Annotated in this window: 8 protein-coding genes; all 8 read left to right on the top strand. The window is 45.2% G+C overall.

What is annotated here, in order from left to right; translation table 11 throughout:
* The first annotated feature begins 202 nt into the window (after positions 1-202).
* The 8 genes from GJU87_RS01910 to GJU87_RS01875 all read left to right on the top strand — a co-directional run bounded on the left by GJU87_RS01910 (position 203) and on the right by GJU87_RS01875 (position 13,620).
* The gene (locus GJU87_RS01910) at positions 203-1,048 is read left to right on the top strand and encodes a sialate O-acetylesterase (protein ID WP_228491819.1); all 846 of its coding nucleotides are present in this window, start codon (positions 203-205) and stop codon (positions 1,046-1,048) included.
* Positions 1,049-1,104: 56 nt separating this feature from the next.
* Complete coding sequence (locus GJU87_RS01905) at positions 1,105-2,892, top strand: family 43 glycosylhydrolase (RefSeq protein ID WP_228491818.1); 1,788 nt, start codon at positions 1,105-1,107, stop codon at positions 2,890-2,892.
* Between the two features lie 32 nt (positions 2,893-2,924).
* Positions 2,925-4,256: a glycoside hydrolase family 43 protein gene (locus GJU87_RS01900; RefSeq protein WP_153637961.1), complete on the top strand. Its 1,332-nt coding sequence runs from the start codon at positions 2,925-2,927 to the stop codon at positions 4,254-4,256.
* A 21-nt stretch (positions 4,257-4,277) separates the two neighbouring features.
* Positions 4,278-6,737, top strand: a complete 2,460-nt coding sequence (locus GJU87_RS01895) for a TIM-barrel domain-containing protein (protein WP_153637960.1) — start codon at positions 4,278-4,280, stop codon at positions 6,735-6,737.
* A 326-nt stretch (positions 6,738-7,063) separates the two neighbouring features.
* Positions 7,064-9,679 carry a xylan 1,4-beta-xylosidase gene (gene xyl3A / locus GJU87_RS01890; protein ID WP_153637959.1) on the top strand — a complete coding sequence of 872 codons (2,616 nt, stop codon included), beginning with the start codon at positions 7,064-7,066 and terminating at the stop codon, positions 9,677-9,679.
* Positions 9,680-9,724: 45 nt separating this feature from the next.
* Positions 9,725-10,849: an alpha/beta hydrolase-fold protein gene (locus tag GJU87_RS01885; protein ID WP_153637958.1), complete on the top strand. Its 1,125-nt coding sequence runs from the start codon at positions 9,725-9,727 to the stop codon at positions 10,847-10,849.
* A gap of 19 nt (positions 10,850-10,868) precedes the next feature.
* Complete coding sequence (locus tag GJU87_RS01880) at positions 10,869-12,038, top strand: alpha/beta hydrolase-fold protein (RefSeq protein ID WP_153637957.1); 1,170 nt, start codon at positions 10,869-10,871, stop codon at positions 12,036-12,038.
* A gap of 16 nt (positions 12,039-12,054) precedes the next feature.
* Positions 12,055-13,620, top strand: a complete 1,566-nt coding sequence (locus GJU87_RS01875; protein WP_153637956.1) for a carboxylesterase/lipase family protein — start codon at positions 12,055-12,057, stop codon at positions 13,618-13,620.
* The last annotated feature ends 62 nt before the right edge of the window (positions 13,621-13,682 follow it).

Raw genomic sequence — 13,682 nt, 5'->3', positions numbered from 1 at the left:
AGCCGCCATCGCATTCACTAAAAGCACCAATAAAAGAAGCAAAAGGGGCGGTCGCTCCCTTCAATTGCGTCGGCAATTTTAACGTTCAAACACTTTTAAAATACAACGTTAACTACTTGATGCTCCTTACCGCTTTTTCTGAAATGCACCTGATAACAACCGATTAAATAATAACGAACATAAAATAAGCTAAATAAACATCATGAAAATAAAACTATTCGCAGTTGTTGGATTACTTCTGTTCAGTATGAACGCTTTTTCACAGGATCCTAATTTCTATATTTTTTTGTGTTTCGGGCAATCGAACATGGAAGGCCATGCCAAATTTGAACCTCAGGACAGCACGGTAGACAGTAGGTTCCAGGTTTTAGAAGCCGTAAATTGTCCAAAGCTGGGAAGAGAAATGGGCCATTGGTATACAGCTGTTCCTCCTTTGTGCCGATGCAATACGGGCTTAACTCCTGCAGACTATTTCGGTCGGACTTTGGTTGCCAATCTTCCGAAAAATATTAAAGTCGGCGTAATCAATGTTGCTGTCGGAGGCTGTAAAATCGAACTTTTCGAAAAGGACCACTACAAGGCATATATCAAAACAGCGCCGGACTGGATGATCAATATGATCAACCAATACGACGGAAATCCTTACGCCCGTCTTGTAGAAATGGCTAAAATCGCTCAGAAATCGGGGGTAGTTAAGGGAATACTCCTGCACCAGGGAGAGTCAAACACCGGAGACAAGGAATGGCCCAATAAAGTAAAAGGGATTTACGATAACCTAATCACAGATCTAAACCTGAATGCCAAATCGGTTCCCCTTTTGGCCGGTGAGCTAGTGAGCAAAGGAGAAGGTGGCGCTTGCGCAAGTATGAACGCCATTATCGACAAGCTCCCCGAAACGATTCCGAACTCATATATCATTTCGTCCGATGGATGTCCGGGCATATCTGACCACTTGCATTTTACCGCCGAAGGGTACCGGATTTTAGGAAAACGCTACGGAGAGAAGATGCTTTCGATATTGGGCTATAACGTCAATAATAAAAAATAGCTAAACGTTGTACATCGCGAAGTGCGAAAACTGGTTAAAGTGATAAAAACATTGGAATGAAGAATTTTTCAAAAATCATATCTATAATATTACTGTCCTTATTGATAACGCCTTTTGCAGGACATGCTCAAAACCCAATCATTCAGACCATTTATACAGCCGATCCGGCACCAATGGTCTATAACGATACAGTATACTTATATACGGGGCATGACGAAGATGGCTCCAACTGGTTCACCATGAAGAACTGGCATGTTTATTCCACCACCGACATGGTTAACTGGACAGACCATGGTTCACCATTGTCACTCAAAAAGTTCAAATGGGCTAAAAAGGATGCATGGGCAGGACAGTGTATCGAACGAAATGGCAAATTTTATTGGTATGTACCCATGAATCAAGACAATGGTAAAGGCATGGCAATTGGCGTTGCTGTATCCGACAGGCCAACAGGCCCCTTTGTTGATGCACTTGGCAAACTGCTTGTGACCACCGGCTGGGGAGATATTGATCCTACCGTGTATATCGACGATGATGGACAAGCCTATCTGTACTGGGGAAATCCGCAGCTTTACTATGTCAAGCTCAATAAAGACATGATTTCGTATGACAAGAATGTGGGAATTGTGAAAGTTCCGCTCACTGCAAAGAGTTTTAAACTCAGGATTATCAACGCTAAAAAAACTTTTAAGTGGGCTAAATCAATTAACGGGCTGGCATCGCATACCGTTAAAAACACTTCCGGCAACAAGTACTATTGGTATGTAAGCGCAATCGATAAGCGAACAAATAAAAAAGTTATTGGCGTGGCCGTCGGTGATAAAGCCATCGGCCCGTTCACGGATGTCCTTGGTAAACCCTTGATTTCGGAACATTGCGGTAAAGGGAACATTAACCCGACAATTGTCTTTAACGACGCCAAACAACCCTATTTAACCTGGGGAAATTCAAAGCTTTGGTATGTAAAGCTTAACAGTGATATGAGTTCGTACGATCAAAAGGTCGGTATCAGGCCAATTCCCTCGGACAAAAAAGATTGGTTTGTTTCCAAAATAAAAAGAACAGTAAACAGCACCGGCAAACGATTTACGACCTATGAGGAAGGACCATGGTTCTACAAACGAAATGGCTTGTATTATCTGATATATCCGGCCGGTGGCGTACCTGAACATTTGGCCTACTCTACCAGTACAGGCCAGACCGGGCCATGGGTATACCAGGATACAATCATGCCGGTCATTGGCAAAGGTGGTGCTTTCACCAATCATCCCGGAATTATTGACTATAAAGGGAAATCGTTCCTCTTTTATCATGATGGAGCCTTACCTGGTGGCGGCGGTTTCGACCGTTCTGTTTGTGTTGAAGAATTTAAATACAATCCGGATGGCACCATTCCGAGAATTGCCGCGACAAAAGCGGGAGTCGTGAAAGGAGTTGCCAACCTGAATCCGTATATCCGCCAGCAAGCCGAAACAATCGCATGGGAAGAAGGTGTAGAAACAGCTTCAGACAGTATTACCGGCATTTATGTAACCGATATCGACAATGGTGACTATATTAAAGTACGCAGTGTCGATTTTGGCAAGGGAGCCGGGTCGTTCGAAGCCAGCGTCGCATCTGCTTCCACAGGAGGCAAAATTGAAATTCACCTCGATAGTGTAACCGGTGCCCTATTGGGTGCATGCCCTGTCAAAAACACCGGCGGATGGCAACACTGGGATATTCAATCCTGTGGTGTAAAAAATGTGAAAGGAGTACATGATCTATTTTTTGTATTCAAAGGTGCTCAAGGCAATTTATTCAACTTCGACTGGTGGCAACTACATTCACACAACGCCCGATAACTTTAAAAATAAAAACAGCTTAATCGACAACAATGAAAATTTCATCCCGAATACTTACGACATTGTCAGCCTTGCTGACAATCACTTTTACCGCTACGGCACAGAACCCCATTATCCAAACCAAATATACCGCCGACCCGGCTCCCATGGTCTATAACGACACCGTATTCCTTTATACAACTCATGATGAAGACGATGCGACCGGTTTCAAGATGCTCAACTGGTTGCTCTATACCTCTACGGATATGGTAAACTGGACCGACCACGGAATTGTAGCCTCATTGAAGAATTTTAGCTGGGCCAGGCAGGATAATGGTGCCTGGGCTCCGCAATGTGTAGCGCGGAACGGAAAGTTCTACCTCTATTGCCCGATGCACGGCGGTGGAATTGGTGTTTTGGTTTCCGACAGTCCGTACGGCCCCTTTAAAGATCCGCTGGGAACGAGGTTGATCAACGATGACCACATCTGGAATGATATTGATCCGACCGTTTTGATTGACGACGATGGACAGGCTTATTTATATTGGGGAAACCCTGATCTTTACTACGTGAAACTAAATAAAGATATGATTTCCTACTCCGGCGAAATCGTCAAGGTAGCATCCAAGCCTCAAAATTATCAGGAAGGTCCGTGGGTTTGGAAGCGAAGCGGACATTACTACCTGGCCTACGCCTCCACCTGTTGTCCGGAAGCCATTGGCTATGCAATGAGTGATTCGCCCACAGGTCCCTGGGAATATAAAGGGATGATCATGGACGTGACACCGAAGTCCCGGGGAAACCATCCCGGAATTATTGACTACAAAGGAAATTCGTATTGTTTCGGCCTGAATTATGATCTACTCAAAGAGACCACCCAAAAACATTTCGAGCGTCGTTCCGTGTCGGTCGATCAAATGACCTACAACGATGACGGGATCATCCAAAAACTACCGTATTGGTCAGCAACAGGTCCCAAAAGATTAGGAACGGTAGATCCGTATCAAAGAGTGGAAGCCGAAACCATTGCCTGGAGTCACGGTCTGAAAACAAGGCAGAACAGCAAGGTGGGAGTTTACGTAACAGACGTCGATAGTGGCAATTACATTAAGGTACAGGGTGTCGATTTTCAAAAAGGCGCTAAGTCATTCGAAGCCGGCGTCGCGTCTGCTTCCAAAGGAGGTAAAATTGAAATTCATCTTGATAGTGAAACCGGTACGTTATTGGGTGTGTGTCCTGTCAAAGATACCGGCGGATGGCAGGAATGGTCGCTCCAATCCTGCAAGGTGAAAAAAGTAAAGGGGGTTCATGATCTCTTCTTTGTTTTCAAAGGTGCTCAAGGCAATTTATTCAACTTCGACTGGTGGAAGTTCAAGGCACAATAAACTGAATTAAAAATTGATAAAATGAAGTTATTACGCACTGGCATATTGATGTCCCTGGTTCTTGCTATGAGCATGACTGCCAAAGGACAATCCTATCAGAAAACAGATACCGGGATCCGTACGGTGGTTGCATCTGTAGGGATTGAAATCCAGTTTTATTCTCCTTCAACGGTACGGATATTAAAATGGCCGGCAGGAACAACCTTTACAAAAAAAAGCCTTTCGGTTATTGAAAAGCCACAAAAAACAGATTTTCGGGTCAGGCAGTCAGGTGGCAACCTCTTACTTAAAAGTAAGAAGCTCCAGATCAGTCTGAATTTATCCAGCGGACAGGTTGAATTTTCTACTTCATCAGGGAAACCGCTGCTAAAGGAAGAAAAGTCGGGCGTTAAATTCACCAACTACAACGATGCCGGGGAAAAAACATACAATGTATACCAGGCATTTGTTCTGGATAAGAACGAAGACATTTATGGGCTGGGGCAGCAGCAGCAAGGAAGACTGGTTCAGCGAAACCTGAAACTACACATGATACAGGGAAATACTGACGATTATGTCCCCTTTTTCGTGTCGGACAAAGGCTATGGAATGTTTTGGGATAACTACTCTCCAACCACCTTTTCTGACAACCAGGAAAGGACATTCTTCAAATCAGACGTAGGTAATTGTGTTGACTACTATTTTATGTACGGCAATAGTCCCGACGGAGCAATCGCACGTATGCGTGACCTGACCGGGCAAGCTCCTATGTTCCCTTTGTGGACATTTGGCTATTGGCAAAGTAAGGAACGGTACAAAAGCCAGGACGAACTGATTGGAGTAGTCAGGAAATACCGTGAGTTAGGCGTCCCGTTGGATGGAATTATACAGGACTGGCAGTATTGGGGCAACAATTACCTGTGGAATGCCATGGAGTTCCTGAATACGGAGTACTACAATCCACAAAAAATGGTGGATGATGTGCACAGTATGAACGCACACATGATTATCTCCATTTGGTCGTCGTTTGGCCCAATGACCAAACCTTACCGGGATTTAAACAAAATAGGTGCACTTTTAAGCTTTAAAACCTGGCCTGAATCGGGCGTTCAAAAGTGGCCGCCCAATATGGACTATCCGTCAGGCGTCAGAGTTTATGATGCATATAATCCCAAAGCACGCGACATTTACTGGAAGTATTCGAACAAAGGTATTTTCTCTCTGGGAATCGACGGATGGTGGATGGATTCCACCGAACCGGATCACCTGGAATTCAAACCTTCCGACCTGGATGAAAAAACCTATTTGGGCCCGTTCCGTAAAGTTCGGAATGCCTATCCATTGATGACAGTCGGCGGGGTTTATAAGCACCAGCGCGCTGTCACTTCTGCCAAACGCGTGTTCATCCTTACCCGGTCGGCATTTGCCGGTCAGCAGCGTTATGCTGCCAATACCTGGTCAGGCGATGTTAGCTCGTCATGGCAATCATTGCGCAATCAAATTCCTGCCGGGCTGAACTTCTCCTTAAGTGGTATTCCTTACTGGAATTGCGATATCGGCGGTTTCTTTGCCGGTGCCTATAACCGAAGTTGGAATGGCAGTAAGGGAGCAAAAAATCCATTATTCCAGGAGCTCTACGTTCGATGGCTGCAGTTTGGAGCATTCACACCAATGATGCGTTCGCACGGAACCGATATTCCCAGGGAAATTTATCAATTTGGGAAAAAGGGAGAGCCTGTTTACGATGCAATAGCAAAAGCCATAAATCTGCGTTATTCCCTTCTACCTTATATATACGCCGATGCGTGGCAGGTCACACACAACCAGTCGACTATGATGCGGGCCCTGATGATGGATTTTAACGATCCAAAAGTCAGGAATATGAATAATGAGTACATGTTTGGGAAATCAATATTGGTAGCCCCGATTGTCCATGCCCAATACACACCCGAAACGATAGTCAAAACGGATCCAAACTCCGGGTGGAACAAGAATAATAATACGGAAAATAAGCCCAAAGCGACTGCCATTGATTTTACTCAGTCAAAATCGAAAAAGGTTTATTTACCTGCCGGAACTGTATGGTATGACTTCTGGACAAATGAGAAGCACAAAGGCGGTCAGGAAATTAATCAGAAAACAGAGATTGACGAGATTCCTTTGTACATCAAAGCCGGAAGCATCATTCCGTTCGGACCCAAAGTACAGTATGCCACCCAGAAAAAATGGGACGACTTGGAAATACGTGTTTATCCCGGCGCTAATGGTCAATTCACCTTATATGAAGATGAAAACGACAATTATGATTATGAAAAAGGAATTTATTCGACCATTACCTTCAACTGGAATAATGCACGAAAAATTTTAACCATCAACAGCCGGAAAGGGACTTTCCCGGGAATGCTCGGGCAACGAAAATTTCGAATCATTCTGGTTTCGCCCAACAACGGTGCCGGCAAAACCGTGACCTATACCGGAAAGAAATTATCGGTAAAACTTTAGTCTGCCCGCTCTGGGAACATAACGGTTACCGATATCCGATATCGGGGGATTAGGTAGCGTTCGAAGAACGAAATAAATCATCCCACGACAGGAAAAATCAGAATAAATGCTCATCCGTTGTTCAGGAGCCGCACTCCCGGAACAACGGATGAGTTAAACGTGCATTGGAAACAGGTTCCGGTTATTCTTTTCGTCACATTTTATCTCGTAGTGATCAGGAATATCCATTCTGCCATAGCCTGAAGCACACCATATATCCCAATTTTAAAACAGCGTATCTAAAATTAAAAACGCAACAGAGACTCAATTATTAACTTTAAGTCCAAATGAACCTAATTAAAGCAATTGTGAAAAAATACTTGATTTTAGTTGTTTGCTTCTGGGCTTCAACGACTGTCCGGGCACAACAATATCCATTTCAGAATCCTCAATTAACTACTAAGGAGAGAGCTAAGGATTTAGTTTCAAGACTAACCCTCGATGAAAAAGTAACGCTGATGTGCGACCAGTCAGATCCGGTACCCCGATTAGGGATCAAACGGTTCAACTGGTGGAGCGAAGCGTTACACGGATATGCCAACAATGATAATGTTACGGTTTTTCCTGAACCAATCGGTATGGCTGCTTCCTTCGACGATGCGTTGCTGTATAAAATTTACAACGCCGTTTCAGACGAAGCCCGTGCCAAATACAACCAATGGATCAAGGCGGGAAATGAAAATAAGCGCTTTCTCAGCCTTTCGGTGTGGACGCCAAATGTAAATATCTTCCGTGACCCTCGTTGGGGACGTGGTCAGGAAACGTATGGCGAAGACCCCTACCTGACTTCGCGGATGGGCATACAGGTGGTCAGAGGATTACAGGGTCCGGAGAATGCTAAATACCGTAAATTACTGGCTTGTGCCAAACACTTTGCTGTTCATTCAGGTCCGGAATGGAGCCGCCACGAACTCAACCTGAATAGTGTTAGTCCGCGGGAGCTATACGAAACCTATCTGCCGGCATTTAAAGCACTGGTACAAAAAGCAGACGTGCGGCAGGTAATGTGCGCTTATCAGCGTCTGGATGACGAACCGTGCTGTGGAAGCACCCGCTTGTTACAACGGATTCTTCGTGATGACTGGGGATATAAATATTTGGTTGTATCAGACTGTGGTGCCATCACCGATTTTTTTACGTCACACAAAGTTTCTTCCGACGCAGTTCACGCGGCATCAAAGGCCGTATTAGCCGGGACCGATGTGGAATGTGTCTGGCAAAATTATCCTTTTAAGAAATTGACAGATGCAGTTGAGAGAGGTTTGATCAGGGAAGAAGACATCAACAAAAGTTTGATGCGTGTGCTGGAAGGACGGTTCGACCTGGGAGAAATGGATCCCGATTCAATCGTTCCCTGGGCACAAATCCCGCCATCGGTTTTGAATGAAAAAGAACATCAGGAGCTTGCCCTTGAGATGGCACGTGAAACCATGACGCTGCTTCAGAATAAAAATCATGTCCTACCACTGTCAAAATCGGGAAAGAAAATAGCCGTGATTGGACCCAATGCCGACGACAAACCAATGTTGTGGGGCAATTACAACGGTACACCCGTGCGTACCATCTCAATTCTGGACGGGATAAAAACAAAACTTCCGGCTGGAAAGATTCTATACGATAAGGGGTGTGATCTGGTCGAAGATAAAGTAACCCAAAGTTATTTCGCTCAATGCTCGTTTGACGGCAAACCCGGATTTAAAGCAACCTATTGGAATAATCCCGACCGCAAAGGAGATGCTGTAATCACGCAGCAGATTGTCAATCCGATAAAGATGACAACTGCCGGGCAACACGAATTTGCATCGGGTGTGAAACTGGAAGGTTTTTCGGCTGTGTACCAAACCGAATTTGTACCTAAAACTACTGAAGAAATCGTGTTTAAAGGCGGCGCAACCGGGCATTTTGAATTGTTGGTGAATGGAGAATTCCTGAAAAAATATGACAACTGGAGAACACTTTCATCAAGAGTTCCTTTTAAGGTTGAAGCGGGTAAAAAATATTCTATTGAAATTCGCTACGCACAGCTGAATAACTGGCAGGCAAACATCGAATTCAATTTTGGAAAAGAAGTGGATGTGGATTATACCGACCTGATTAAGAAACTGAAAGGCATTGATGAGGTGGTCTTTGTTGGTGGTCTTTCCGGTAAGTTGGAAGGCGAAGAAATGCCGGTTTCGTATCCCGGATTCAAAGGAGGTGACCGCACCAATATAGATCTTCCAGCCGTACAGCGCAATTGTTTAAAAGCGTTGAAAGAAGCAGGCAAGCAGGTGATTTTTGTGAATTGCTCGGGTTCTGCTATCGCTTTAACTCCTGAAACTGAAAGTTGCGATGCTATTTTGCAGGCATGGTATGGCGGTGAATCGGGCGGACAAGCAGTTGCAGACGTGCTTTTTGGCGATTACAATCCATCGGGGAAACTACCGATCACATTCTATAAAAGTTCCGATCAGCTCAAAGACTTTGAAGACTATTCGATGCAGGGCCGCACGTATCGTTACATGAACGATGCCCTGTTCCCTTTCGGTTATGGATTGAGCTACACAACATTTGATATTGGTACAGCCAAACTTGATAAGACAAAGATTAATCGGGATGAATCTATTCGAATGACGATCCCGGTGACCAACACAGGTGAAAGAGACGGTACTGAAATCGTGCAGGTGTATGTACATAAGGTCAATGACATTGATGGCCCCATAAAAACACTGAAAGGGTTTAAACGAGTCCGTGTTACTACCGGCAAAACAGAGCAGGCAACCATTATGCTTCCACCTTCATCGTTCGAATTCTATGATTGGAATACACGTCGAATGAAGGTAACCTCTGGTGAATATGAAGTATTTTACGGAACCAGTTCGGATTCAAACGATTTAAAAAAGACCAACATTACCGTCCTCTAATCGTGAAATATCAGTTTAACGAATCATAACCATAACGACAAAACAATGAAAACTCATCTGACAATTCTTGCATTCCTACTTCTGTTGGCCGGTTCGTCTTGTTTAGCGCAGAACAGCCAGCCAGCGATCAAAGAAGATTTCAAATCTTCAAGTCTCAATCAACCCGGGAAAAAATATCCGATGGTCAACTCACAGGGCTATGCCCGTTTTCGCATTGAAGCTCCGGATGCGCAAAGTGTTGTCGTAAGTCTGGGCCTCGGTGGTACCAAAGGCGGCACTCCCCTCACAAAAACTAAAGATGGCTCCTGGATGGGAACCACGGCAGGCCCGATGGACGAAGGTTTTCACTATTACCATGTAACAATTGATGGCGGTGTTTTCAACGACCCCGGAGCGTGTAATTTTTATGGTTCAACCCGTTGGGAAAGTGGCATCGAGATACCAGCTCATGATCAGGATTTTTACGCACTGAAAGATGTGCCTCACGGGAATGTTCAGCAATTTTTTTTTCCTTCAAAAAGTACCAATTCGGTTCGAAGAGCATTTGTCTACACTCCTCCCAGTTACGATAAAAATGTGAATCAACGGTATCCTGTTCTGTACCTGCAACACGGCTGGGGCGAAAACGAAACAGCATGGTTCAACCAGGGGCATGCTAATTTGATTATGGACAACCTGATTGCTGAAGGTAAAATCAAGCCTTTCATCATTGTAACGACTTATGGAATGACCAACGAAATCAAGTTCGGGGGACTCCGAAACTTCGACATCAAACCATTCCAGACAGTTTTGACTGAAGAGTTGATCCCTTACGTTGATACGCATTTCAGGACAAAAGCCGACCAGGCTCATCGGGCAATGGCCGGACTCTCGATGGGTGGCATGGAAACACACATGATCACGCTGAACAAGCCTGAAGTGTTTTCTTATTATGCCCTGCTGAGTGGCGGTTTATACAAGCCCGAAGAAATCAAAGACAAATCAAAGGTTAAACTCATCTTTATCAGTTGCGGCAGCAAAGAAAGACCCGATGGTGTTAAGAATGCAGTTGCTGCACTTAAAGAAGCCGGATTCAACGCGGTTTCGTACATTTCGGAAGGTACAGCACACGAATTTCTGACCTGGCGGCGAAGCCTGCATGAGTTGGCGCCACTGCTTTTCACGAAATAAGACATAACCTGAAGTCAAGATGAAACAAAAATCAATATTTTTTGCACTGGCAGCTACCTTTTTAAGTGTAATTTGCTTTGCACAAACCAATCAAACGGTTGTCGAAAATTTCAAACCGTCAACAGTCAATCAACCGGGGAAGCAATATCCGATGGTTAATTCCGAGGGACGGGTACGGGTTCAACTGTCGGCACCCGAGGCACACAAAGTTCAGCTTGATATTGGCGGTGTGAAGTACGATCTGGTAAAAAACGACAAAGGTGTCTGGACCGGCGAGTCGGCTCCTCAGGATCCCGGTTTTCATTACTACCAATTAAATATCGACGGTGCTTCGGTGCCAGATCCGGGCAGCCTGTACTTTTATGGAGCCGGCCGTTGGGGAAGCGGTATTGAAATCCCAGCGGAGGATCAGGACTTCTATGCCTTAAAAGATGTTCCTCACGGTTTGGTGAGCGAAAATCTTTATTTCTCGAAAATCACCGGAACATGGAGACGTTGCTTTGTGTACACTCCGGCAGGCTATCAGAAAGATACAGAAACCCGTTATCCGGTGCTCTATCTTCAGCATGGAAGCTTTGAAGATGAGACTGGCTGGTCGGCGCAGGGAAGGGCAAACCTGATTTTGGATAACCTGATTGCAGCCAAAAAAGCGGTGCCCATGATCATCGTCATGGACAATGGCTATGCTTATAAACCTCAGGATAACTCTGAAACAAATGCTGGCACTCACCCACCTTCCGCTTTTGAAGAAGTAATGATCAACGAAATCATTCCGATGATTGATTCCCGGTACCGAACGATTGCTGACCGCGAGCACCGCGCTATTGCCGGTTTATCGATGGGAGCCAATCAAACGATGCGGATTATCATGAACAACCTGGATAAGTTTGCTTACTACGGTGGTTTTAGCGGGACTTCCAATTACCCAAGCTCCGATGAAATTGATCCGGCTACTTTTCTGAACGGAAAATTCAACGATGGGAATGCGATTAACAGGCAAATAAAAGTGTTTTGGCTAGGCTTGGGGACCAAAGAACCCAAACCCTTTCCTGCCTCAGTCGGCGCATTTCGAAATATGCTTGAAAAACAAGGCATAAAATACCATTTCTACCAATCGCCGGGTACTTCACACGAATGGCTTACCTGGCGCAGAGATCTCAATAATTTTGCTCCATTATTATTCAAATAAAAAAACCAATCAACCAATGAAACGAATATCTTTTTTAATTGCATCGATTATGATAATTGCCTGTGGGTGCAGCACTTCGCTCCAACCTGGGCAAGTTAGAGTGGAACAGGGAGTTTTGCAGGGAACAGTCACCGATAGTCTGACGATTTTCAAGGGGATTCCCTTTGCAGCACCTCCTGTGGGCGACTTGCGCTGGAAAGCACCTCAACCCGCTGCAAAATGGAAAGGTGTGAGAGAGGCAACTAAATTTGCCCCGGCCCCAATGCAGGGAGGAAATCCACCTTCGGGTAAAAGCGAAGATTGTCTGTATCTGAACGTATGGACTCCGGCCAAATCAGCCAACGACAAGATTCCGGTACTCGTTTGGATTTATGGTGGAGGCTTTAGCTTTGGCTCCACGTCAGAACCTGGATATAACGGAGCGAAACTGGCAAAAAAAGGTGTCGTGCTGGTAAGCATAGCCTATCGTGTCGGTCAGCTTGGATTTTTGGCTCATCCCGAATTGAGTGCTGAAAGTCCAAATCACGTTTCAGGAAATTATGGTTTACTCGACCAGATAGCCGGATTAAAATGGATTAAGAAAAATATTGCCGCATTCGGTGGCGACCCAAACAGGGTGACCATTTTCGGTGAGTCTGCAGGCGGAATTTCCGTGAGCATGCTGTGTGCCTCACCGTTAGCCAAAGGATTGTTCGAAGGAGCAATTTCGGAAAGCGGCGGATCATTTGGCCCAACACGACCGACAACGTATCCCGGCGAAAACATGAAAACGCTCAAACAAGCGGAAGCAGATGGCGAAGCTTACATGCATAAACTTGGTGCTTCGTCCATTGCCGAACTTCGTAAGATGGATGCAGAAAAATTTATCCCTTCAGGATGGGCAATGGCTGGAGGCTGGCCAATTGTAGATGGTTATGTCATTCCCGGCGACCAGCACAATCTGTACGAAGAAGGAAAATATAACGATGTTCCGGTTCTAATCGGCTACAACTCCGATGAAGGTGCAAGTTTTTCTCATTACAAGACTCCGGAAGATTACATTGCAGATGTAAAAAAACGTTATGGCAAATTTGCAGATGTATTAATCAAAGCCTATCCGGCCGGAACAAATACAGTACCGAAAACAGCACGCGACCTGATGCGTGATGCCGCATTTGGATGGCAGACCTGGAGTTGGGCTCGGCTTCAATCGAAAACCGGTAAATCAAAAGTTTTCTATTATTACTTCGACCAGCACCCCGACTACCCCAAAGATTCTCCATGGGCGGGGCATGGTTCGCCGCATGGGCAGGAAGTGGCCTATGTATTCAATCATATCGATCCAAATAGCCCACATACCTCTGCGACAGATGTGAAAATCTCAGATGCCATGGCAACCTATTGGACCAACTTTGCCAAATACGGTGATCCAAACGGTGAAGGACTGCCCCAATGGCCTGCTTTTAGCAATGCCAACCCGGATGTGATGTATTTCAGTCAGACACCGCATGTGGGGCCTGTGCCCAGTGCAGAATCTTTACAGGTTTTGGATGACTATTTCAAATGGAGAAGAACACCGGAAGGTGAAGCCTGGGCGAAATAGATTGTGGTTGCACTGATTTGTACAGCCAGGTTCGGCATTTAGCAATAATGTAGAACCCACTC

The organism is Prolixibacter sp. NT017 (assembly GCF_009617875.1).
GTDB lineage: Bacteria > Bacteroidota > Bacteroidia > Bacteroidales > Prolixibacteraceae > Prolixibacter.
This window is presented reverse-complemented; position numbering and strand designations above follow the sequence as displayed.